The organism is Halodesulfurarchaeum formicicum (assembly GCF_001886955.1).
Classification (GTDB): Archaea; Halobacteriota; Halobacteria; order Halobacteriales; family Halobacteriaceae; genus Halodesulfurarchaeum; species Halodesulfurarchaeum formicicum.
In genome coordinates this window covers 2,063,928-2,085,946 of record NZ_CP016804.1, presented here as the reverse complement: position 1 = coordinate 2,085,946, position 22,019 = coordinate 2,063,928, and the positions used below count along the sequence as shown (strand labels likewise).

20 protein-coding genes are annotated in these 22,019 nt (G+C 65.9%); 7 read left to right on the top strand and 13 right to left on the bottom strand.

The annotated features are described in order from the left end of the window. Window positions 1–414: 414 nt before the first annotated feature. From HSR6_RS10750 to HSR6_RS10740, 3 genes are read left to right on the top strand one after another with little or no spacing between them, the layout of a single operon-like run. Window positions 415–1,059: an Era-like GTP-binding protein gene (locus HSR6_RS10750; protein WP_070365875.1), complete on the top strand. Its 645-nt coding sequence runs from the start codon at window positions 415–417 to the stop codon at window positions 1,057–1,059. A 4-nt stretch (window positions 1,060–1,063) separates the two neighbouring features. Next, window positions 1,064–1,453 (top strand): DUF2073 domain-containing protein, encoded by a 390-nt coding sequence (locus tag HSR6_RS10745; protein WP_070365874.1) that lies wholly within the window; start codon window positions 1,064–1,066, stop codon window positions 1,451–1,453. A gap of 3 nt (window positions 1,454–1,456) precedes the next feature. Then, window positions 1,457–2,131, top strand: a complete 675-nt coding sequence (locus tag HSR6_RS10740) for an OapC/ArvC family zinc-ribbon domain-containing protein (protein ID WP_071933601.1) — start codon at window positions 1,457–1,459, stop codon at window positions 2,129–2,131. Between the two features lie 19 nt (window positions 2,132–2,150). Here the strand turns inward: HSR6_RS10740 and HSR6_RS10735 are convergent, their stop codons facing one another. Beyond that, window positions 2,151–2,729, bottom strand: coding sequence for a DUF7090 family protein (locus HSR6_RS10735; protein WP_070365872.1), 579 nt, complete (start codon window positions 2,727–2,729; stop codon window positions 2,151–2,153). 98 nt (window positions 2,730–2,827) lie between these two features. Between HSR6_RS10735 and HSR6_RS10730 the strand changes: the two genes are divergently transcribed. Continuing rightward, the gene (locus HSR6_RS10730; RefSeq protein ID WP_070365871.1) at window positions 2,828–3,505 is read left to right on the top strand and encodes a class I SAM-dependent methyltransferase; all 678 of its coding nucleotides are present in this window, start codon (window positions 2,828–2,830) and stop codon (window positions 3,503–3,505) included. Window positions 3,506–3,522: 17 nt separating this feature from the next. Here the strand turns inward: HSR6_RS10730 and HSR6_RS10725 are convergent, their stop codons facing one another. The 4 genes from HSR6_RS10725 to HSR6_RS10710 are packed head-to-tail and all read right to left on the bottom strand — an operon-like array spanning window position 3,523 to window position 8,452. Then, a complete protein-coding gene (locus tag HSR6_RS10725; protein ID WP_070365870.1) occupies window positions 3,523–4,542 on the bottom strand; it encodes an ABC transporter ATP-binding protein in 1,020 nt (339 codons plus the stop codon). Further along, window positions 4,539–6,323, bottom strand: coding sequence for an ABC transporter permease (locus tag HSR6_RS10720; protein WP_071933600.1), 1,785 nt, complete (start codon window positions 6,321–6,323; stop codon window positions 4,539–4,541). The genes HSR6_RS10725 and HSR6_RS10720 overlap by 4 nt, the downstream gene beginning before the upstream one ends. 2 nt (window positions 6,324–6,325) lie before the next feature. After that, complete coding sequence (locus HSR6_RS10715) at window positions 6,326–7,429, bottom strand: thiamine ABC transporter substrate-binding protein (RefSeq protein WP_071933599.1); 1,104 nt, start codon at window positions 7,427–7,429, stop codon at window positions 6,326–6,328. Between the two features lie 51 nt (window positions 7,430–7,480). Continuing rightward, window positions 7,481–8,452 (bottom strand): AEC family transporter, encoded by a 972-nt coding sequence (locus tag HSR6_RS10710; protein ID WP_071933598.1) that lies wholly within the window; start codon window positions 8,450–8,452, stop codon window positions 7,481–7,483. A 377-nt stretch (window positions 8,453–8,829) separates the two neighbouring features. Between HSR6_RS10710 and uvrB the strand changes: the two genes are divergently transcribed. Then, window positions 8,830–10,893, top strand: coding sequence for an excinuclease ABC subunit UvrB (gene uvrB, locus HSR6_RS10705; RefSeq protein ID WP_070365866.1), 2,064 nt, complete (start codon window positions 8,830–8,832; stop codon window positions 10,891–10,893). Between the two features lie 24 nt (window positions 10,894–10,917). Continuing rightward, on the top strand, window positions 10,918–11,241 hold the full coding sequence (locus tag HSR6_RS10700) for an antibiotic biosynthesis monooxygenase family protein (RefSeq protein WP_071933597.1): 324 nt from the start codon (window positions 10,918–10,920) through the stop codon (window positions 11,239–11,241). Here the strand turns inward: HSR6_RS10700 and HSR6_RS10695 are convergent. From HSR6_RS10695 to HSR6_RS10680, 4 genes are read right to left on the bottom strand one after another with little or no spacing between them, the layout of a single operon-like run. After that, the gene (locus HSR6_RS10695) at window positions 11,225–12,958 is read right to left on the bottom strand and encodes an excinuclease ABC subunit C (RefSeq protein WP_070365864.1); all 1,734 of its coding nucleotides are present in this window, start codon (window positions 12,956–12,958) and stop codon (window positions 11,225–11,227) included. The two genes, HSR6_RS10700 and HSR6_RS10695, sit on opposite strands and share 17 nt — an antisense overlap. 8 nt (window positions 12,959–12,966) lie before the next feature. After that, window positions 12,967–13,575 (bottom strand): hypothetical protein, encoded by a 609-nt coding sequence (locus HSR6_RS10690; protein ID WP_071933596.1) that lies wholly within the window; start codon window positions 13,573–13,575, stop codon window positions 12,967–12,969. Then, on the bottom strand, window positions 13,575–15,707 hold the full coding sequence (gene ligA / locus HSR6_RS10685) for an NAD-dependent DNA ligase LigA (RefSeq protein WP_071933595.1): 2,133 nt from the start codon (window positions 15,705–15,707) through the stop codon (window positions 13,575–13,577). The genes HSR6_RS10690 and ligA overlap by 1 nt, the downstream gene beginning before the upstream one ends. 38 nt (window positions 15,708–15,745) lie before the next feature. Then, a complete protein-coding gene (locus HSR6_RS10680; RefSeq protein ID WP_071933594.1) occupies window positions 15,746–16,699 on the bottom strand; it encodes a sensor histidine kinase in 954 nt (317 codons plus the stop codon). 127 nt (window positions 16,700–16,826) lie between these two features. Between HSR6_RS10680 and metX the strand changes: the two genes are divergently transcribed. Then, window positions 16,827–17,999, top strand: a complete 1,173-nt coding sequence (gene metX, locus HSR6_RS10675) for a homoserine O-acetyltransferase MetX (protein WP_071933593.1) — start codon at window positions 16,827–16,829, stop codon at window positions 17,997–17,999. Here metX and thrC read toward each other — a convergent pair whose 3' ends face one another. From thrC to argH, 4 genes are all read right to left on the bottom strand, one after another. Beyond that, a complete protein-coding gene (thrC, locus tag HSR6_RS10670; RefSeq protein ID WP_071933592.1) occupies window positions 18,000–19,253 on the bottom strand; it encodes a threonine synthase in 1,254 nt (417 codons plus the stop codon). 43 nt (window positions 19,254–19,296) lie between these two features. After that, a complete protein-coding gene (gene lysX, locus HSR6_RS10665) occupies window positions 19,297–20,172 on the bottom strand; it encodes a lysine biosynthesis protein LysX (RefSeq protein WP_070365858.1) in 876 nt (291 codons plus the stop codon). 2 nt (window positions 20,173–20,174) lie between these two features. Then, entirely contained in the window at window positions 20,175–20,339 is a 165-nt protein-coding gene (gene lysW, locus HSR6_RS10660; protein ID WP_070365857.1) for a lysine biosynthesis protein LysW, read from the bottom strand. Window positions 20,340–20,528: 189 nt separating this feature from the next. Then, entirely contained in the window at window positions 20,529–22,019 is a 1,491-nt protein-coding gene (argH, locus tag HSR6_RS10655) for an argininosuccinate lyase (protein WP_071933591.1), read from the bottom strand.

Genomic DNA, 22,019 nt, shown 5'->3' with positions numbered 1-22,019 from the left:
TAAGTTATCTAAGAAAAGAATCCTGTTTCTGAACCCGTCACCACGCTGTTTTCGCGCTCCACACGAAACAAAGGGGTGGGGGAGGGGTGCTGTCCTGAACACTCTTACTTTCGATATGTTACTGGAGCGATAACTGAATCACGGAATCTAGTCACACAGTCTCAACTCCAACCGATTCGGCCGGAGGTTCACCGAAAACAATCGCAGCTGTTTCTCGGAAGCGATGCCTGTTGCCCGCGTTCCAGTCGAAATCACCGGGGCGGTCCCAACCGCTCTGTTTCAACTGGAACTGCTTGGTGCGGACTGCTGATCCGGACCAGTCGCCCGCTCTGCCTGTAGACTTAAGGCGTTACAGCCTGCACGGGTAGACGTGTCCGGAGATTTCAAGCCCCGGGACGCACAAGGTGGGTCATAATGGGACTGCTCGGAAGCCTACGAAATAGCATCTCTCGGGTCGCGGACGCCTTCTTCGAGAGCAATGGGGAACCGAAACGTATCGGCATCTACGGGCCGCCGAACGCGGGGAAGACGACACTCGCAAACCGAATCGCCAGGGACTGGACCGGCGACGCCATCGGACCGGAATCACAGATCCCTCACGAGACGCGGCGGGCCCGTCGCAAAGAGAACGTCGAGATCGAACGCAACGGACAGACGGTGACGATCGACATCGTCGACACGCCGGGCGTGACGACGAAGGTCGATTACACCGAGTTCCTCGATCACGACATCGAGAAAGACGAGGCCGTCCGGCGTTCCCGGGAGGCCACCGAGGGGGTCGCGGAGGCGATGCACTGGCTTCGGGAGGACGTCGACGGCGTGATTTACGTCCTGGACTCGGCGGAGGATCCGTTCACCCAGGTGAACACGATGCTGATCGGGATCATCGAGTCCCGGGATCTGCCGGTCCTGATCTTCGCGAACAAGATCGACCTCGATGAGGCCCAGATCAGCCGTATCGAGAACGCCTTCCCCCAGCACGAAACGGTGCCGCTCTCGGCGCTGGAGGGGGACAACATGGACGAAGTGTACGACAAGATCGCGGCGTACTTCGGGTGATAGTATGGCAGGAATCGAACACGAGACGGCGGACGGGGTCCAGATCGAGCTGATCTCCGGGCAGCGGATGCGCGATAAGACCTCGATGGAGAAGATCCGGATGATCCTCGATGACGTGCGGGACGGGAACATCGTCATCCTCGAGGAGGGCCTCACCCCCGACGAGGAGTCCAAACTCATCGAAGTCACGATGACCGAGATCAACCCGGATGACTTCTCGGGCATCGAGATCGAGAGTTTCCCACAGTCGGCGGCGGGCAGCGGAAACTTCCTCTCTCGACTGATCGGTGGCCAATCCTCGAACGCCAAACTCACAGTAATTGGCCCGGCCAATCAGATTCACTCGCTCCAGAAAGACGAGACGCTCATCCGCGCACTCATCTCGGGGCGATAGCCGATGCCCCACCAGTGTACGAACTGCTCGGCGACGTTCCCGGACGGCTCAAAGGAGATGCTCTCGGGCTGTCCTCACTGTGGTGGCAACACCTTCCAGTACATCCCGGAGGGGGCCAGTCCAGCGGAGACGTCCACATCCGAGGAACCGCCGGACCCACCCCTCTCCGAGGAGTCGGTCACTGGGCGGATGGGTCGGGCGGCCCGGACCGTCAAGGAGTACGTCGGTGACGCCGGGTCGGAGCCCGATCCGGACGAATCGGCTGAGGACGCCGAGGTCGTCGCCCAGGACACGCCAAGCGAGGATTCGTCTTCCGAGGATCGAGCACAGGCCTCCGCCCGCGGTGACGTCGCCGATCTCTCCGAGCTTCCCTCGAACACCGCCTCGGCGGGGTCGGCCGGCGGGTCGACTGCACCGAGCGCCGAGGGGGAATCGGCAGGCGAAACCCCGCCCACCGAAGGTGGACGCGTGGTCGACGAGCCTGATTCCGCGGCCGACACCGACCTGGAGACCCTTCGCGAGGAACTCAACGACCAGTTCGAGAGCATCCGGATCGTCGAACCGGGCCAGTACGAACTGAACCTGATGGAACTCTACGATCGGGAGGAACACATCGTCGCGCTCCGCGAAGACGGCAAGTACATGATCGAAGTCCCCGAGACCTGGCGGGACGACTGAACTTTTCGGCGAGTTTGCACTAGAACTGCGTTCGCATCTGGCCGTCCGCACTCAGTTCGATCACCGCGTTACAGGCCCGTTCGAACCGTTCGAGGACGGTGTTCTCGTGAACCTCCGGCGAGACGTGAAAGAGCGCGACGGCGTCGTTTTCGGCCACCAACTCGCTTAACTGGGCGAGCGCGCTGGCTGCGGCGTCCTCGCCAGCGTAGTAGGCCAACTCCGAGATCGAATCGAAACTAAGCCGGCCCCCGGACTGGCGCTCGGACAGAAACGCCTCGACGGCCTCGACGATCCCCGCTACGTCGTCCGGGGCGGAGACGTACTGCACCCCCTGCTGACGCCGGCGTGAGTATCCTCGATCGATGCTGAGCGTATCCAGGATCGCCGTCCGATCGGTATCGACCCCGTAATGGGCCAGTTTTTCGGCCACTTCTCGGGCGGTGGTCCGGGTCGAAACCACGAGCGCGCGCTCGTTCCCGGGGCGCAGAAAACCCGTATCGATCGGGTCCGTCCCACCGATGCTGGGATGTTTGAGGAGGATCGACGTGCCGGCCGCCACGGTGGTCGGGGCGCCGTCGATCGCGAGGTCATAGGCCATACGGGAGCAACCCGGCCACGGGGCATAAGCACAGGGGCTCCCGGAGCGGTTTTCACGGTGGCGCGTGTGCCTTCGAACATGACTACGGGAGGGTCTCCATGAGCATTCGAGAAGCGTTCGACGCCTGGGCCCAGGAGGGCAAAGACCGCGGGATGGAGGAGCGCCACTGGCACACGGCCAAACACGCCCTCGCCCGGATGCCTATCGAGGAGGGGGACACCGTCCTCGACCTGGGGACTGGAAGTGGGTATGCCCTCCGGGCCCTCCGGGAACGCTCGATCGCTCGCGGCTACGGCCTGGACGCCGCCCCGGAGATGGTCGCAAACGCCAGATCCTACACCGAGGACGATGCCATCGCCTTTCTCCGAAGTGACTTCCAGGCCCTTCCCTTTGCCGAGAACTCGATCGATCACGCCTTCTCGATGGAGGCGATCTACTACGCCGAGGATCCGGTCGAAGTCCTGTCCGAACTCCGCCGGGTCCTCTCTCCCGGGGGCACGGTTTACTGTGCGGTGGATTACTACGAGGAGAACGTCCACTCACACGAGTGGCAGGAGTACATCGAGATCCCGATGACCCGCTGGAGTCGCGAGGAGTACCGCGAGGCCTTCAGGGAGGCCGGGTTGTACGTCGCCGAGCAGGACAACATTCCGGACCGCGAGGTCGAGATCCCGCCGGCCGATGCGTTCCCCACCGAATCCTTCGAGACTCGCGAGGCCATGATCGAACGGTATCACACCTACGGCACGCTCCTTACTGTCGGTGTCGCGCCCTAAACCACCGATTCGGCCCATCACGCCGCCGGCAGGACCGTGACCGCCGACCGCGAGAATCCAACAGTAACGATCCCTTCGGCCGGCCGGTCGCTCTCGACGACCAGTTCTCGGCCCGCAATGTCACAGTGAAGGGTGTACCCCGTGCCGTGGAACGCCACCCGCTCGACCTCGACTTCGAGTTGGTTGTCGTCCGTGCCCAGATGCAACGCAGTCGGCCTGACAGCGAGGACATCTCCAGTTGAAACGGGGGGCCTAACTCGAAACTGTTGCCCGCCCTCGATCGTGACGATGTCCCCGTCGACCTGCTGTATCTCGAAGAGGTTGTTCTCGCCCACGAATTGGGCGACGAAGCGATTTGCTGGCTGCTCGTAGACGGTCTCCGGTCGGCCGACCTGTTCGATCCGGCCCGCCCGCATCACGGCGAGGCGATCACTCATCGAGAGCGCCTCCGATTGATCATGAGTAACGTATATCGTGGTAATCCCGAGCTCGGATTGGATCCTCGCGACCGTCTTCCGGAGTCGGTCCCGGAGACTGGCGTCGAGTGCGCTCATCGGTTCGTCGAGCAACAGCAGGTCGGGCCCCGGAGCGAGCGCCCTGGCGAGGGCGACTCGCTGTTGTTGCCCCCCGGAGAGGGTTGCGGGGTCCCGATCGCCCAGTCCGCCCAGATCGACCAGGTCGAGCAACTCCGCGACTCGCTTTTCCCGTGTGACGCCACCGGGTGGGTCGTGGAACTTGAGCCCGTAGGCGACGTTCTCGGCGACAGTTCGGTGCTCGAACAGCGAGACGTTCTGGAAGACGATGCCGACGTTTCGATCCTCGGGTGGGATCCCGGCCATCGACTGACCGTCGAACCGGACCGTGCCCGCCGAGGGCTCGGTCAGGCCAGCGAGGATTCGCAGGGTCGTGGTCTTGCCACAGCCGGAGGGCCCGACGAGCGTGAAAAACTCGCCGTCGTCGATCGAGAGCGAGACGTCCTCGAGGGCGAGTTCGCCCCCGAATCGCTTGCTGACCCCCGTGAGTTCGACGCGGGTCATGGCTCCCACCACCCCCCGACGCGATCGATGACGACGAAGCTAATCGCCGTGACGCCGAGCAGCACTGTCCCCATGGCCGTCGCCGGGCCGAGGGTCCGGTTTCCGAGATAGCGCTCGACGGCCACGGGCATCGTGTAACTCGAACTCCCCTCGGCCAATATGATCGTCGAGTCGAACTCGCCGACGCTGATCGCGTAGGCCAGCGCGGCCCCGGCGACGATCCCCGGGAGGACCAGCGGCAGTTCGACGTCAAACCGCGCTCGTCCGCGGGAGGCCCCCAGCACCCGGGCTGTCTCCACGAGTCGGTGATCGACTTGCTGGAGCATGGGAGAGACCGTTCTGGTGACGAAGGGGTAGGCAGCGACGGCGTGGGCAGCCACGATCGCGACCGGCCCGGTCACGGTGATCCGGTGGCCGAACAGCTCGGTTCCAAACACGAGTCCCTGTAACAGGCCGAGACCGAGGACGATTCCGCTCACCGCGAGGGGCGCCATCAGCAGCGTGCCAAGCAGGCGGCTCCCGGGGATACGGGAATCTTCGAGGACCGCCACCGTCACGCCCATCGGAACTGCAATCCCGAGGGCTGCCAGCCCAAACATGAGTGAGTTGCGGATCGCCGGTAGCGGCTTGACCTGATAGCTCGCACCGGTCGCCTGGCGTTCGAGGAGAAAGGCGTAGTGTTCGAGCGTGGGCCCGCCTGGTCCGGTCAGGCTCTCGACGACCATGCTCAGGATCGGCCCGAGGAAGACAATCCCCACGACGAGCCCATACGCGAGTAGGCCGAGGCGACGCGGATCGCGGAGCGAGCCGATAAGCGGTTTCCGGTTCGGTCCCCGGCCGAGCCCGCGCTGGCCGCTCTCGTAGCGCAGTGCGGCGTAGGTCAGCGAGAGGGTGATCACCGTCTCGACCACGGCCAGGCCGGCGGCCTGGGCGAGTTCGAGTTGCTGGACGCGGGCGTACAGCCAGACCTCCACCGTCGCGAGTTCGAGCCCACCCAGTGCCAGCACGATGGGGAAGGACATGAACGTAAAGAGGAAGGTCAGAAGCGCGCCGGCCAGGATCGCGGGACCCAACTGGGGCAGTGTCACATCGACGAAGGCACGAATCGGCCCGGCCCCAAGCCCGCGGGCCGTCTCGATCTTCGATCGGTCCAGCCCCGCCCACGCGGCCCCCACGATCCGGGTCACGAGCGGCGCGTTGTAGAAGGCGTGGGCAAGCACGACCAGTTGAAGGGTGTACATCACCGAGACCGACTCCAGACCCAGCCAACCGAGGAAGCTGTTCAGCACCCCCTGATCCCCGAACATCGCGACGAAACCGATCGCCACCATGATCGAGGGCAGGACGAAGGGCAACATCGTGAGCGACCGAACTGTCTCCCGGCCCGGAAAGTCGTAGTGGGCGAGGAGAGACGCCCCTGGAAGCCCGAGGGCCAGACTCGCGAGTGTCGACAGCAGCGCCTGATAGACCGTGAAGCCGACCAAACCGAAGTCGACGGCTGGAAACCCGGCTCGCATCCAGTCCAGCACGCCACCAGGAACGGCCGAGGGGTCCGTGAGCCCACTCGCCGCACCGAGGTAGAACTCCGAGCCGAGAACCGCGAGCACCGGGTTCGTCCCCTCGACCGACCCGAACAGCCCGTTCGCGAGGACCGTCCCGACCGGGTAGTAGAACAGCACCACCAGAACGATGGCGGTCACGACAGCCACTCCCCGGAGTGCGTACTCCCCGGTCCAGTACTGCAGCCGACCGATCCGGCCACCACCCCGCTTTAAGTTCATGCTCACCCGCTTGCGATCTGTTCGGCCCACGCCGAGACCCAGTCGTCGATCGATCCGGCGAGTTGGTCGTAGGTGTGGGTCACCGTCTCCGGCGGGCGGTGGGCGTACTCCGTGAAGCTCTCGGGCGGGTCGGCGGTCGTGGTGGCCGGGAAGGCGACGTTCCGGACCGCGATCTCGGACTGCGTTCGTGGTTCGAGCATGAAATCGAGGAAGGCCGTGGCCAATTCGGGCTTCGCGGCGTCGGCAAAGCGAGCCATTCCCTCGGGGACGGCATACCCCTGGTCGTCCAGGAAGGCGATCTGGTGGCGCTGCATGTCCACGTCGTTGCGGTGGGCATAGACCTGATCGGTCGAGTAGGAGACAACGGCGGGCCGCTCCGCATTCGAGTAGGCGGTATAGGCCGCGTTCCAGTCCCCCGCGATCCGCGCGCCGTTGTCCATCAGGGCCTGCCAGTAATCGAGGAAGTTCGCTTCGCCCCGGTTCGCGATCGTCCAGAGGAGGAAAGCCCGCCCCGGATCACTCGTCTGGGCGTTCTGCAGGAGCAGCGTGTCTTCGAAGGCCGGCTCGATCAGGTCCGCGAAGGTCTGGGGCTCGTCGATCTCGCCCGCGTCGTAGACCAGACTGATGTATCCCGTGTCGAAGGGAACGGCGCGGCCGGCCGGATCGAATCGCAGCTCCTCGATGAGGCTGTCGCCGTTCGAGAGTGTGTCGGCCGACAGCGGCTCGAAGAGTTCGGTCTCGCCGAGTTCGTCGTCCGCGCGGACGAGGTCGTCGGCGTTGAGCCCGACGTACACGTCCGCCTCGATCTCATCGTCGTACTGGGCCTGCTGGATGAAGTGGTTGAGCCCCGAGTTCGGCGTCTGCCACTCGATCGTGGCGTCGGGATAGGCCGACTCGAACGCCTCCTTGATCCATGCCCCCGGGCTCACGCTCGGGGCGTCGACGAACGGCTCGTAGGTCGCGACCCGGAGCGTGCCGGCGAGTTCGTCGGTCCCGCCGCTCGTGCCCGTGGTGGTTCCCCGGCTGTCGGCATCGGGACCGGCACAGCCAGCCAGGCCGGCGATGCCCGCTGCACCCACGCGTTTGACGAACGTTCGCCGTTTCATTACCTGGTTGTTTAACCAGGTGGTACAAAAGCCACACGGTGCGGTTGCCTCTCAAAACACCAGCCCGGCCTGGAGGACGTAGACGAGACCGGTGAGGACGCCGATACTGAGCACGGTCGTGACGAAAATCACGGTGCTCAGGTACTCGGCCGGGTCGATCTCGTCGGGGCCGACCTCGGGGCTGTACTCGATGAGTAAGGCGAGGGGCACCGTGGCGGCCGGCGTCGCGCTCTCGATGACGAACGTGCGGGCGACGGTGACGTTCTCGAAGCCCAGCACCAGCGCAATTGCGAACGCCACGATCGGCGCCACGCCGAGTTTGAGAACGGTCGGCGTGACCGTCTTCGAGAGCGCCTGGATGTCCGTCTCCGCGAGTTTCATCCCCACGATGAGGAGCATGAGGGGGATAGCGGCGTCGCCGACCATCTGAATCGTCGCCATAATGGCTCCCGCGGTCGCGCTGCCATCCGCCGGCAGTACGCCCAACGCCCTGAACAGGACGGCGAGAATAACGGCGTAGATAAGTGGCAGCCGAAAGATCTCGCGGACGGACTCGCGAGGGTCCCGATCGGTCCCGCGGGAGGCGATGTAGACCCCGAGGGTATAGACGACGACGTTCTGGACGGTGAGATAGAGAACCGCCATCGTGCGACCGATCGCCCCGAACGCGAACTCGGAGAGGGGAATGCCGATGAACCCGGAGTTCGGGAACGCGCTTGCCAGTATCAACGCCCCGAGCAGGGCCTCGGAAGTCCCGAGGAACCGACCGACAGCGCCGGCGATCACCACCATGATGGCCGCGTACGCGAGGACGCCCGCGGTCAGTTTCAGGACCTCGCCCCCGCCAAGCGGGGTGGTGGCGATGCTGTGAAACGCCAGGGCCGGAATCATGACATAGAGGCCGACGGTGTTCAGCGGGTCGATGTCGACGTCATAGACACGCGCGAAGAGATAGCCCACCACGGCGACGGCGATGATCGGCATCACCGCTGTCGTAAACGCGCCACTCAAACTCGTCGGCATGCGATGATTTACACCGACGGCCCACCAACATCAATAGTTGACGAACCGGCTCCGGGAGTCGATCGAGTGCACCGACGAACGGATCGGTTCACCAACCGGTCGCCACCGAAAGCCGCCGCCACGGTGCGTACCTTTATATTCGAACACCGGCCCATGGCGTCTCATGTGACAGCCTGCTCGGCCACGGGCCGAAAATAGCGGGGCGTCTCCGTCCATTCGGCTGTCCGAAAACGGACCCCGGCCGCCGGAATTCCGGCGGCGTGACACACCGTGGCCGCGACTCGTCGGTGTCACCTGTTCGCCACCAGTCGCTGTTGGCCGCGCCAGGCACTTCCGCATGGGCTGGACGTAAGTTCCTCGACGGCTAGGATCGAACAATGAGCGACTCGGCAGGCCCACTCTCTCCGGACCGACCGGACGTCGACCGGTCGTTTCGGGTCGAGGCCCCCTTCGATCCGGCCGGCGATCAGCCCGACGCCATCGACGCGCTGGTCGAGGGCTTCCAGTCGGGGATGGACACACAGACACTCCTGGGGGTGACCGGCTCCGGGAAGACCAATACCGTCTCCTGGACGGTCGAACAGCTCGACGTGCCCACGCTTGTCATCGCCCACAACAAGACCCTGGCGGCCCAACTTTACGAGGAGTTCAGCCAGTTGTTCCCCGAAAACGCCGTCGAGTATTTCGTCTCCTATTACGATTACTACCAGCCCGAGGCCTACGTCGAGCAGTCCGACACCTACATCGACAAGGACGCCTCGATCAACGAGGAAATCGACCGACTCAGACACTCCGCGACGCGTTCGCTGCTCACCAGAGAGGACGTGATCGTCGTGGCCTCCGTCTCGGCCATCTACGGGCTCGGGGACCCGACGAACTACGAGGAGATGGCACTGCGCCTCGAACAGGGTGATCGCATCGATCGCGAGGAACTGCTTGCCTCGCTGGTCGATCTCAACTACGAGCGAAACGACGTGGATTTCACCCAGGGCACGTTCCGCGTGCGAGGTGACACCGTCGAGATCTTCCCCATGTACGGCCGCTATGCCGTCCGGGTAGAGTTCTGGGGCGACGAGATCGACCGGCTCTCGAAACTCGACCCCCTCGAACAACGTGTGGTCTCGGCGGAACCGGCGACGCTGATCCACCCGGCCGAGCACTACTCGCTGCCCGAGGAACGCCTCGAATCGGCCATCGAGGGGATCGAGGAAGACATGAAAGAACGGGTCCGGTACTTCGAGCGTCAGGGTGATCTGGTCGCCGCCCAGCGCATCGAGGAGCGCACGACCTTCGACCTGGAGATGCTCCAGGAGACCGGCTACTGTTCGGGCATCGAGAACTACGCGCTGTATCTCTCCGATCGGGAGTCCGGCGAGGCCCCCTACACCTTGCTGGATTACTTCCCCGATGACTTCCTGACTGTCATCGACGAGTCCCACCGCACCGTGCCGCAGATCCGGGGTCAACACGAGGGCGACCGCTCGCGCAAGGAATCCCTGGTCGAGAATGGGTTCCGGTTGCCGACGGCCTTTGACAATCGGCCCCTGACCTTCGAGGAGTTCGAGGCCCGGACCGATCGCACGCTCTATGTCAGTGCGACGCCGGGCGAGTACGAGCGCGAGCAATCCGGCCAGGTCGTCGAACAGATCGTCCGGCCGACCTACCTGCTCGATCCTGCTGTCGAGGTCGCGTCGGCCGAAAATCAGATCGACGATCTGCTCGCCCGAATCGACGACCGGGTCGAGGCAGACGAACGCGTGCTCGTCACCACCCTCACCAAGCGGATGGCCGAGGACCTCACCGAATACCTCGAAGAAGCGGGGGTCGCGGTGGAGTACATGCACGACGAGACCGACACCCTCGAACGCCACGAACTCGTGCGTGGCCTCAGATTGGGCGAATTCGACGTGCTGGTCGGGATCAACCTGCTCCGCGAGGGACTGGACATCCCCGAGGTCTCGCTGGTCGCGATCCTCGATGCCGACCGCCAGGGCTTCCTCCGCTCTCGCACCTCGCTGATTCAGACGATGGGTCGGGCCGCCCGCAACCTGGAAGGCGAGGTCGTCCTCTACGCCGATACGGTGACCGACGCGATGGACGACGCGATCGAGGAGACCCGCCGTCGGCGGGAGATCCAGCGGGAGTTCAACGAGACCCACGACGTCGAAGCCAGCACGATCGACAAGCCAGTCGGCGAGATCGATCTCCCGGGCTCCGGCGAGGCGACGGATTCCATCTCGGGACGGGACCCCGAGAACGAGGCGGAAGCCGCCGCCCTCATCGAGGAGTTGGAGTCCCGGATGGAGGCCGCCGCCGCGGACCTGGAGTTCGAACTCGCGGCGGACATTCGCGATCGGATCCGGACTCTCAACCGGGAGTTCGACCTCGACGCCGGGATCGAACCGGACGAGGAGACAGTTCCCGTGGACCCAAACGGGTAACTGTGTGACGGGAGACCATCCCGTATGATCGTCGTCCAGAACCGCTTCGAGATCGCCCCGGGCTACGAGGATGAGTTCGTCGAACGCTTCAGCGAGCGTCGCGGCGAAGTCGAGTCCCAGCCGGGTTTTCACCACTTCCAACTACTCAGTCCCGCCACCGAGGACACCGAGACTTTCGTCTCGATGAGCTACTGGGAGTCACTGTCGGCCTACCAGGCCTGGACCGAGAGCGAGGCGTTCGAGCGAGCCCACGACCGGGACGCCCCACGGGAGATGTTCGAGCGCCACCCCACCCTGGAGATCCACGAGGTCGAACTCGAAGCGGGCCAGTTCACAACCGACGCCTGAGCTGGGCGGCCGTCTCGGCCCCGATGCCGGGGACCGCCAGCAACTCGGCCTCGGAGGCCGCCCGGATGCCCTCGACGCTGCCAAAGCGCCTGAAGAGCCGTTTTCGCCGGGCCGGCCCGATCCCCTCGACGGACTCCAGGACCGTCGAAACGTCGTCCCGCAGCGTCTGATGGTACTGCACGGCAAAGCGATGGGCCTCGTCGCGAACGCGCTGGAGGAGGTGCAGATGGGTCGCGTCGTGATCCCAGTCGAACTGTCGATCGGGCGTGTGAACGATCTCCTCGGCTTTCGCCAGTGAGACGACCGGGACCGACCAGCCAGCAGCCTCGATCGCCGCCTGGGCCGCGTCGAGTTGGCCTCGCCCCCCGTCGATGACCAACAGATCCGGGTCGGCTCGCTCGTCCCGTCCTTCCAACGCGCGCTCGGCCCGCCAGGTGAGCAACGCGTCCATGTTCGCGTAGTCGTCGTTGCGCTCGGGGAGTTTCTTCCGCCGGTAGTCCGTTTTCGCCGGCTGGCCGTCGACGAAGACCACGTCGCTGCCCACGACCTCGCGACCGTCCGCGTGGCTCACGTCGAAGCCCTCGATCCGCCGCGGCGGGTCGATGCCCAGCGTGTCCCCCAGGGCGCGGGCCGCACCGTCCCGATCCGGGCCCTGGTGGGCGTTTTTCATCGCGAGGTCGATCAGCCGGGACTCCCGTCCCGCCCCGGGGACCCGAAGTTCGACCCCCTCGGCTTCCAGCCAGGCCTCCAGGTCGTCGCTTTCGGGCGGTTCGGGCAGCAACAGCGTGTCGGGCAGCGCCCGTTCGGCGTAGAACTGGGCCACGAAGGCAGCCAGGATGGCCGGGACGCCATCGCCCCGCGCCGGGGTCTGCACGCGGTGTCGGTCCCGATCGACTAGCTTGCCGCCCTCGCTGTGGAGTCGGGCCACCGTCGCGCCGTCCCCTTCGACGGCGACACCGAGCACGTCGACGATCCTGGAGCCACCAGTGTCGATGACGGCGTCCCCGCCCGTTCCGTGGAAGGCCTGGACGACATCCAGGCGATCCCGAAGATGGGCCGCCCGTTCGAAGGCCTGCTCGTTGGCCGCCGTTTCCATCTCCGCACGGAGCGGCTCGGCCAGCGCACCGGTCTCGCCGTCGAAAAACCGAGTCGCTAGCTCGACGCGGTCCGCGTAGGTCGCCGCGTCGATCTCCCCGGTGCAGGGGGCCGCACACAGGCCCATGTCGTGATCGAGACAGGGCCGGTCGCGGTTCTGAAACTTGTGGTCCGAACAGCCCCGGAGCCCGGCGACTTCGCGGATGGCTTTCTGTACCGTTTCGAGTTGTCCCTTGTCGGTGTAGGGCCCATAGGCGGTCGCGCCGGGGTCCGGGTCGCGAGTGATCTCGATCCGTGGGAAGCGGTGATCGGTCAGCTGAACGAGCGGATAGGACTTGTCGTCTTTCAGCCGGACGTTGTACCGGGGCTGATGGCGCTTGATGAGGTTCGCTTCGAGCAACAGCGCCTGGGTCTCGGTGTCGGTGACCGCCACGTCGATGGACGCCGCGCGGCGAACCATCTCCCGGACCCGCTCGCTGCGGGGGTCGGCGTAGGATCGAACCCGGTCCCGCAGGTCCACGGCCTTCCCCACGTAGAGCACCCGATCGCCGTCGAGGAACTGGTAGACGCCGGGTTCGCGGGACAGCGTCGCCGCCCGTTCGCGAACCGCCCCGGTCTGCATAGCCGGCCCTATCGGTTGGACGGATTTGAATCGACCGCTCCCGGGGGTTCGAGCGCCCGATCGAGGGTTTGGACCGCCGCATCTGAAACCCCGGCCCCAGGTAGCTCTACCGCCTCCTCGCCGGCGACCTCGATCCGGATCGTCTCGGCCCGGGTGTGCCAGTACCAGCCCAGAAGCGCGAGACCGACGACGAGCGCCCCCACCCCACCGACGAGCAGGAGATCATCGAGGAGCGCAAAGGCGGTGGTGAAAAACGAAAACAGGCCGCCGATCCAGTCGACGCCGACCTGGCCGGCGCTTTCCCCCACCGAGACCGGGCCCAGCACCCCCTCGAAATCGAGCAGCCAGCCGGCGACGGCGAGGACGAGCCCCACGAGCAGCCACTTTGCGCTCGTGAGTAGAAAACGCGTGGCCCCGCCCGCCGACTTCGAGATGCCCGTGACGTTCGGTCGCTCGATGGCCTGGAAATTCGAACCCTCGCCGTCCGGGGTGAACACCAGCACGCGGTGACTGGTCACGGAAATGGCACCCTCCCGGGTCGTGACGTGTTCTTCGATTTCCTCGCCGGCGTAGCAAAGCGCCCCGGGATCGGCTTGCCAGCCCCCTTCGCCGCCCATCACCGATCACCCACGTCGATCCCTCGCGAGGACAGCAGGTCGAAGAAGGCCTCGGGATCGAGGATTTCGACGTCGTTTGCGGCCGCATCCTGGGTCTTGGACTGGCCGGGATTCGATCCGGTGACGAGGTAATCGGTGTTACCCGAGACGCTGCTGGTCGCCGATCCGCCGTGGTCCTCCACCAGTGCCTGTAACTCGTCCCGGGTCCAGCCCTCGACGCTGCCGGTGAAGACGACGGTGAAACCGGCCAGTTCGTCGCCCCCGGCCTCGGTCATCGGTTCCGGGTCGACGCCCCGCTCGCGCAGCCGTTCGATGACTCGCCGGTTCCCCTCGTTTTCGAAGAACTCACTGATCCGCTCGGCGACGGTCTCGCCCACGCCCTCGACGGCCTGGTAGTCGCTCCGTGTGGCTTCCATCACGGCATCGAGCGTCTCGAAGTGCCTGGCGAGATCTCGGGCCAGGGTCGGGCCGACCGTCGGAATCCCGATCGCCGCGAGGAAATCGGGGAGTGGTGGGTGCTTCGAGGCGTCGAGTTCCGCGAGCAGGTTCGTCGCCGAGCGCTCGCCCCACCCATCCAGCGCCACGAGATCCTCGACGGTGAGATCGTAGAGATCGGCCACGTCCTGTTCGATCAGCCCTCGTTCGACGAACTCCCGGGCGGTCTCCTCGCCCAGTCCCTCGATGTCCAGTCCGTCCTCGCTCCCGAAGTAGGCGACCCCGGCGACGAGCTGGGCCGGGCAGGTGAGCCCGCCGGTGCAGAAGTGCCGTGGGCCGTCCCGCTCGACCGGACTGCCACAGGCCGGGCAGGTCTCGGGGAACGTGAAGTGCCCCTCGCTGTGGGACTCGATCACCTCGCTCACGTAGGGGATCACGTCCCCGGCCCGCTCGATTCGGACCTCGTCCCCGACAGCCACGCCCATGGCCTCGATCTCCGATTGGTTGTGGAGTGTCGCTCGCGAGACCGTGACGCCGCCGACGTCGACGGGTTCGAGCAGTGCGACCGGCGTGAGCCGGCCGGTGCGACCCACCTGGACGACGATGTCCGTGATGGTCGTCTCTTCGGCCCGGGCCGGGAACTTGTAGGCGAAGGCCCAGCGGTAGTGCCGCGCGGTCGTGCCCAGTCTCGCACAGGCCGCCCGGTCGTTGACCTTGATGACCGCGCCGTCGATCTCGTAGGGCAACTCCTCGCGGGCCGCGAGCAGCCGATCGCGATACGCGATCGCTCCCTCGATGTCGGTCTGCACCTCGAAGCGGTCGTTGACGGGAAAGCCCCAGTCCTCGAGGGCCGCGTGCTCGTCGGCGTGGGTTTCGAGCCCGGTCTCCGGGACGGGGCCGGTCGAGGCGTCGGCGGCCTCGAAGGCCTCGGCGGTCGGCCCAGCCGCGAGCACGTCGTAGGCAAACCAGGAAAGCGGTCGCTCGGCCGTGACGCTGGGATCGAGTTGCCGGAGGGTTCCAGCCGCCGCGTTTCGGGGGTTCGCGAAGGGGTCCTCGCCGCGCTCGACCCGCTCCCGGTTGTAGGCCTGAAAATCCGGGCGCGGGATGTAGATCTCGCCCCGGACCGCGAGAAACGCGGGTGGATCCCCCCTGAGTCGCAGGGGCACCGAATCGATGGTCGCCACGTTCTCGGTCACGTCCTCGCCGGTCTGGCCGTCGCCACGGGTCGCCGCCCGCTGATAGACGCCGTCCTCGTAGATCACTTCGATCGAGAGCCCGTCGAACTTGGGCTCACAGACGTACTCGGGGTCGGTGACGGTTCGACGAACGCGGGTGTCGAACTCGCGGACGGCCGCTGGCTCGCCCCCGGAGTCGATCGAGAGCATGGGTACGACGTGTTCGACGGTGCCGAGTTCGTCGAGTGGCTCCCCGCCCACCCGTCGCGTGGGGCTGTCGGGCGTCTGGAGATCGAAGGCGGATTCGAGTGCCTGGAGCCGCTCGAACAGTCGATCGTAGGCTCGATCGGCGATCACGGGGTCGGCCTCGACGTAGTACCGTCGGTCGTGATAGCGAATGGCGTCCCGGAGGGCCTCGGCCTGTGCGGCCGCCTGGGCCTCGTCCAGGGCTTCGATCGGCTCGAAGTCCAGGTCGGGATTCTCGACGTAGGGATTGTCCGGGGGCGGGTCCGGGGCTGACATATGGGGGCGTTCGGTCGGCCGGAGTGTGTCACTTTCGCTCACCAGGCCAGGTCGGGAGTCAGTTCGCGGGACAGCCTGTCGGTCGCCTCCTCGATCGGGTCGGCTCGCTCGAAGGAGAGGGCGACTGTCGTCCCGTCAGCGGGTTCGAAATCGACGCGGCCGCCGTAGGTCTGGCAGATCCAGGCGATGAGCCAGAGGCCCACGCCGCTGCCGTGGCTCAGTTGGCTCTCGTCGCCGGATTCGATCGGCTCGATCTCATCAAACGGGATGCCCGGCCCGTTGTCGGTGATCTCGATCGTGGCCGCTCCGATCGACGTGTCGCCGGCAACACTGACCTGGCGCTCGGCGGGTGGATCGGGATGATGCTCCATCGCGTTCTCCAGGGCCTCCCTGATGGCGTACTGAATCGAGGGGTCGGCCTGGACGGGCAGGCGCTCGGGGAGGTCCCGCGATACCTCGACGCCGGGGAACTGTGACTGAAATCGTCCCAGTTCTCTATCGACGATCGCGACTAGATCGACGACATCTCGGTCCTCGGTGACCTCGACCTCCGAGACGATCCGGAGCTTCTCGCTCGTGTCGATGACCTGCCCGGCGGTCTCCCTGATTTCTTCGAGCCACCCCGCCGCTCGGTTCGTCGCGAATTGCTCCTGGAGCAACTGGCTGTAGCCCTGAATGACGGTGATGTCGTTGCGGACGTTGTGTCTGAAGATCCGGTGGAGCACCTGGAGCTGCTGGCTCGCCGTGATCGCCCGACGTCTGGAGTCCTCGAACTGTCGCTCACGAACACGCGTGAGCCCGAGGATGAGCGCCGCTGAGAGCCCCACGAAAGCCCAGCCCTTGATCGTCTGCACCAGCGCGAGCGTGCTCTCGGTCGCGACGGTCGCGAACACGATCCGATCCGAGAGCAGGACCCACAGGCTCCCGAAGACGGCGTACCCGCCTGCCATCCGCCGCGGGGTGAATTCGAGGACCCGCCGGACGTGGAACATACTGTGTCGTTTTAACCCGGGGCATGTGAACGTTTTCGGGCCCGAACCGAGTCTCACCAATAGCAACACTTACAAACGTCGGATTACGTAGGAGTAATATACCCGATTTGGAATATGCGTGATAGACATGACAGGTGAACACCCCGCCACCGACGGCGGCCCGATCGCCGAGCCGACAAACCAGGTCTCCGTCGGGGCATTCGAGTTCGAGCGGGGCGGCCAGGTCGACCTCGACGTGGCCTACGAGACCTTCGGCGACCCGGCGGACCCCCCAGTGCTCGTCGCCCACGCGCTGACCGGCAGCCAGTATGTCACCGGCTCCGGCCCCGAGGGAATCGACGGCCAGGCCGCTGGCTGGTGGAGCGAGGTGGTCGGCCCCGGGCGGCCGGTGGACACCGAGAACTTCTTCGTCGTCGTCGCGAACGTGCCAGGGTCCTGTTATGGCACGACCGGACCCGCTTCGATTGGCCCGGACGGCGAGCCCTACGGCCCGGACTTCCCGGCGGTCACCATCACCGACTGGGTGCGCGCCCAGGCACGTCTCCTCGACGAACTCGGGATCGAGACGCTGTATGCCGTCGTCGGCGGGAGCGTCGGCGGGATGAACGCCATCGAGTGGGCCCGGACCTACCCCGAGCGGGTCGAGCGCATTGCGGCCATCGCGACGGCCCCGCGGGTCGACACTCAGAACCTGGCCCTGGATTCCATCGCCAGGCGGGCGATCACCCAGGACCCGGACTTCCAGGGCGGGGCCTACTACGGCAGCCCCGGCCCCACCGACGGCCTGGGGCTGGCCCGCCGTATCGGCCACGTCCAGTACCTCTCGAAGGACTCGATGGAGAACCGCTTCGGTCGGCGGGCGGCCGACCGGGTGATCGCGGGCGTCGCCGACCCCACAGCCGAGGCCTTCCCCTACCGGGACGTCGCCTCCTACCTCGATTACAATGCGAGCACGTTCGTCGACCGTTTCGACGCGAACAGCTATCTCTACCTGCTGCGGGCGATGGACGAGTACGACCTGGCGGCCGGCCAGGGATCCGCTACAGACGCCGTCGCCGACTTCGACGGGTCGATCCTGGTCCTGAGCTACACCGGCGACTGGCAGTTCACGGTCGAACAGGGGCGAGAAATCGCCGCCGCCTTCGAGGCGGCGGGGGCCGAGGTCACCTTCGAAAAGATCGTCGATGACTACGGCCACGACGCGTTCCTCGCCCGGCCCGAGACTGTCACGGGGCCACTCGACTCGTTTCTTGACGGGCAGACGGTGAACGACCCGAGCGAACTGCGGGTCTCTCCCTGATCAGTCCCCGGCCGCGTCCAGCACGGCGTCGACGTCGTTCGGGACCGTTGTGGGGTCGTTTCCGGCCTCGGCTGCGGCATCCGGATCCTTGAGAAGGTGCCCGGTCGTCAGACAGACGACCTGCTCGTCGGCCGTGATCTCGCCTGCTTCCCGGAGTTTCCGCAGCCCGGCCACCGAGGCCGCGCTGGCGGGTTCGACGCCGATGCCGTCCTGAGCCAACTCGCGCTGGGCCGCGGTGATCTCCTCGTCCTCGACTGCGACAGCAGTGCCGCCGGTCTGCCGGATGGCGGGGATGGCCTTCGGCGCGTTGACCGGTTCGCCGATCCGGATGGCCGTCGCGCGGGTCTCGACGTCCTCCCAGCGGGTAACAGAATCCCAGCCGTTCTCGATGGCCTCGACCATCGGAGCCGCGCCGGCGGCCTGCACGCCGGTGAGGGTCGGCACTTCCGCTTCCTCGATCGCGCCGGCCGCGACGAGTTCGCGGAAGGCCTTGTGGAGCGCGGCGGTGTTCCCGGCGTTGCCAACCGGGAGCACGATCCGGTCGGGAAGCGACCCAGTCTGGTCGCGGAACTGCTCGATAATCTCCAGGCCGATCGTTTTCTGGCCCTCCAGCCGGAAGGGGTTCAGCGAGTTGAGCAGGTACACCTCCCCCCGGTCGGCCAGCTCCGAGACGATGTCTAGACAGTCATCGAAGTTGCCCTCGACTTCGAGCATCGTCGCCCCGTGAAGACTCGCCTGGGCCAGTTTGCCGGCCGCAACGTTGCCCTCGGGGAGCAAGACCAGGGTCTCCTTGTTCGCCCGGGCGCCGTAGGCCGAGAGCGCAGCGCTTGTGTTCCCGGTACTGGCACACGCCAGTCGCCCGACACCGATTCGCTCGGCGACCCGGACGCCCACGGTCATCCCCCGGTCTTTGAAACTCCCTGTGGGATTCATGCCCTCGTGTTTGATCCGGAGGTCGGCCACGTCAACCGCGGCCTCGATCGAGGGGGCCTCGTAGAGCGGCGTGTTGCCCTCCTCGATCGTGACACCGTCGTCCACGGGCAGCGCGGGGGCGTATCGCCAGACGCCCTCGCCGGCAACGGAATCGAAGTCGTGGTACTCGTCGTACCGAACTTCCAAGAGCGAGCCACAGGCGTCACATTCGTAGGTCGGCTCCTCGAAGGGTGCGTAGGTCTCCCCACACTCGATACACGCGAGCCAGACGCCGTCCTCGGCGACCTCGGGAACCGGACCCGAAAGTGAAAGGTCTGTCATCGGGCCAACCCAGACGGTCCCGCTACAAATAGCACCCGACTCCCTAGGCGGTGGCCGCGACGTCGTTCTCGCTTTTCGCGGCTTTCTCCTCGAGCCAGTCGACGACCTCGGCGACGATGTCCGTCTCGACTGCATCGGCCAAGGCCTTGTATTCGACGGTGTGGTTGATCTCGTGGATCGTGTAGCCGTCCTCGGTCTCCATGAGGTCGACCCCGAGCAGGCCACCGCCGACCGCGTCGCTGGCCCGCCGGACCAGATCCTCGATCTCGGGGGTGATCTCCAGGACTTCGGTCTCGGCCCCGCGGTGGGCGTTCGTGATCCAGTGATCGGCCGACCGGACCATCCCGGCGACCGGCTCCCCGTCCAGGGCGAGCACGCGGAGGTCACGCCCCGGCTTGTCGACGAACTCCTGGATGTAGAAGATCTTGTGCTCGTAGTGGCCCAGGGTCTCCTTGTGTTCGAGGATCGCCTCGGCGGCGTGCTCGTCCTCGATGCGGGCCATCAGCCGGCCCCAGGACCCCACGACGGGCTTGAGCACGACTGGGTAGCCAAAGTCCTGGATGGCCTCCAGGGCGGCCTCCCGCGTGAACGCGACCCGGGTGTCCGGGGTCGGAATCCCGGCCTCCTCTAGGGCGAGACTGGTCTTGACCTTGTCCGAGCAGGTGCTGGCCACGTCCGGCGGGTTCACGATGGGGACGCCGTAGGACTCGAAAAACTCCGTGACGTACATCGACCGGCTGGTGGCGACACACCGGTCGACGACGATGTCCAGCTCCGCGGCGTCGACACTCGACCCGGAGAGGCCAAATTGCTGGTCCCGAACGTCGATCTTGACCACGTCGTGGCCGCGCTCGCGGAGCTCCTCCAGCAGGAGCTTCTCGTCCGTGCGGATCCGCGAGTAGAGGAGGCCGACTTTCACGCTTACTCCCCCCAGTCCTCGTCGAGCTCGGGGGCCCGTTCGAGAACCGGCGGATTCTCCTCGACTACTTCGAGTTCGGTCCCACAGGTCGAACAATCGACGATCTCTCCGACTTCGATCGAGTCGTGCAGGGTCACCTCGGCCCCGCATTCCGGGCAGACTGTCATTGCAATCTCCCGTAGGACACTGATTACCTTAAGCGTTCCGAACTTATCAATAATAATATACTAACTGCACCCGTCGCTACGCACGTAAACGCCACCGTCGAACCGGAACTCCGATTCGGAGTATCGTATGTTTGAAATGATAGGTGGGTGAGCGGGTGGGTCACACCCGTCGACCAGATCCTCGCACAGTCATCGGAAATCGACCTCCATGCGTGCCTGTTCGGCGGCGTCGATGGCCGCCTGGTGTTTCGTCACGGCCCGCCGGTCGGCTTCGACTTCCGACCGGGCGTCCGCGAGTGCCTGTTCGACCTGCGATGGCGCGGGACCGCCGCGGGAGTCCCTGGCGGCCACGCTCGCGGCGGGATCGAGCAGCGCCGTGAGTTCCTCGCGGTCGACGTAGGTCTCTAGTTCCGACCCGGTCGTCGCTTCGGTGGCCGCCGCGAGCGCCTCGATGGTGGCCGCCTCGTCCGGGGCCCCGTCGTCGAGTTCGCCCGCCGATTCGAGTGTCTGGGCGGTCGTCGCGACGATCTCGTGGGCCGTGCGGAACGGGAGCCCGCTCATCGCCAGCCGATCGGCGATCCCCGTGGCCGTCGAGAACCCCTCGCCGGCCGCGTCTTCGAGCACCGCCTCGTTCCAGTCCAGGGTGCCAACCGCTCCGGCCGCGACTTCGGTCGCCTCCGTGATATCTGCCACCGGCTCCCAGACGTGGGGCGTGGCCCGCTGGAGGTCGCGGTTGTACGCCCGCGGGAGCCCGGTGATGGTCGTCATGAGCCCCTGCAATGCCCCGGCGGCGTCCCCGGCGGTCGCCCGGACCAGCTCCAGCGAGTCGGGGTTTTTCTTCTGGGGCATGATCGAGGAGGTCGAGGCGTAATCGTCGTCCAGGGTAATGTACCCACGATTCGCGTAGAAGATCAAGTCCTCCGCGAGCCCCGAGAGGGTCACCGTCAGCCCGGCGATCGCGCTCAGGGCTTCCAGGAGGAAGTCCCGGCCGGCGACCGCATCGAGGCTGTTCTCGACGATCGAATCGAAGCCCAAGAGTTCGGCGGTCCGCTCGCGGTCCACGTCGAATGGGGTACCAGCCAGCGCCGCCGCACCCAGCGGCGAGCGGTTGGTCCGGTCGTAGGCATCGAGCAGCCGTTCCGTGTCCCGGGCGGCCGCACTCTCGTAGGAGGCCAGGTAGTGAGCGACCGTCGTCGGCTGGGCCGGCTGCAGGTGGGTATACCCCGGCATGACGGTGTCCAGGTTGTCCCCGGCGACCGAGAGCAGCGTCTCGCGAAAGGCGATGACGGCATCGAGTGCCTCCAGCAGGTCGGCCCGGAGCTGAAAGCGCAGACAACTGGCGACCTCGTCGTTGCGCGAGCGCCCGGTGTGCATCTTGCCGCCCTCGGGCCCGACACGTTCGATAACCGCCGTCTCGATGGCCTCGTGGACGTCCTCGCCGTCGGGTAGTGCCTCGTGGCCGGCCGCCTCGATCTCCTCGAGGGCGTCGAAGATCTCACCGGCCGTCTCCGCTGGGATGATCCCCTGTTCGGCCAGCATGGTCACGTGAGCCCGGTCCACGGCCAGGTCGGCCGCGAAGATATGTGTGTCTGCGGCCATCGAGGAGAGGAAGTCCCGGGCGGGCCCGCCGCTGTAGCGATCGCGGCGGACGACCGAACTGTCCGCGGTGTCCTCTGTCAT

Excerpts from the sequence above, each read along its gene's own strand:
- HSR6_RS10750 (WP_070365875.1), top strand. The coding sequence starts at position 415 with ATGGGACTGCTCGGAAGCCTACGAAATAGCATCTCTCGGGTCGCGGAC.
- HSR6_RS10745 (WP_070365874.1), top strand. The coding sequence starts at position 1,064 with ATGGCAGGAATCGAACACGAGACGGCGGACGGGGTCCAGATCGAGCTG.
- HSR6_RS10740 (WP_071933601.1), top strand. The coding sequence starts at position 1,457 with ATGCCCCACCAGTGTACGAACTGCTCGGCGACGTTCCCGGACGGCTCA.
- HSR6_RS10735 (WP_070365872.1), bottom strand. The coding sequence starts at position 2,729 with ATGGCCTATGACCTCGCGATCGACGGCGCCCCGACCACCGTGGCGGCC.
- HSR6_RS10730 (WP_070365871.1), top strand. The coding sequence starts at position 2,828 with ATGAGCATTCGAGAAGCGTTCGACGCCTGGGCCCAGGAGGGCAAAGAC.
- HSR6_RS10725 (WP_070365870.1), bottom strand. The coding sequence starts at position 4,542 with ATGACCCGCGTCGAACTCACGGGGGTCAGCAAGCGATTCGGGGGCGAA.
- HSR6_RS10720 (WP_071933600.1), bottom strand. The coding sequence starts at position 6,323 with ATGAACTTAAAGCGGGGTGGTGGCCGGATCGGTCGGCTGCAGTACTGG.
- HSR6_RS10715 (WP_071933599.1), bottom strand. The coding sequence starts at position 7,429 with ATGAAACGGCGAACGTTCGTCAAACGCGTGGGTGCAGCGGGCATCGCC.
- HSR6_RS10710 (WP_071933598.1), bottom strand. The coding sequence starts at position 8,452 with ATGCCGACGAGTTTGAGTGGCGCGTTTACGACAGCGGTGATGCCGATC.
- uvrB (WP_070365866.1), top strand. The coding sequence starts at position 8,830 with ATGAGCGACTCGGCAGGCCCACTCTCTCCGGACCGACCGGACGTCGAC.
- HSR6_RS10700 (WP_071933597.1), top strand. The coding sequence starts at position 10,918 with ATGATCGTCGTCCAGAACCGCTTCGAGATCGCCCCGGGCTACGAGGAT.
- HSR6_RS10695 (WP_070365864.1), bottom strand. The coding sequence starts at position 12,958 with ATGCAGACCGGGGCGGTTCGCGAACGGGCGGCGACGCTGTCCCGCGAA.
- HSR6_RS10690 (WP_071933596.1), bottom strand. The coding sequence starts at position 13,575 with ATGGGCGGCGAAGGGGGCTGGCAAGCCGATCCCGGGGCGCTTTGCTAC.
- ligA (WP_071933595.1), bottom strand. The coding sequence starts at position 15,707 with ATGTCAGCCCCGGACCCGCCCCCGGACAATCCCTACGTCGAGAATCCC.
- HSR6_RS10680 (WP_071933594.1), bottom strand. The coding sequence starts at position 16,699 with ATGTTCCACGTCCGGCGGGTCCTCGAATTCACCCCGCGGCGGATGGCA.
- metX (WP_071933593.1), top strand. The coding sequence starts at position 16,827 with ATGACAGGTGAACACCCCGCCACCGACGGCGGCCCGATCGCCGAGCCG.
- thrC (WP_071933592.1), bottom strand. The coding sequence starts at position 19,253 with ATGACAGACCTTTCACTTTCGGGTCCGGTTCCCGAGGTCGCCGAGGAC.
- lysW (WP_070365857.1), bottom strand. The coding sequence starts at position 20,339 with ATGACAGTCTGCCCGGAATGCGGGGCCGAGGTGACCCTGCACGACTCG.
- argH (WP_071933591.1), bottom strand. The coding sequence starts at position 22,019 with ATGACAGAGGACACCGCGGACAGTTCGGTCGTCCGCCGCGATCGCTAC.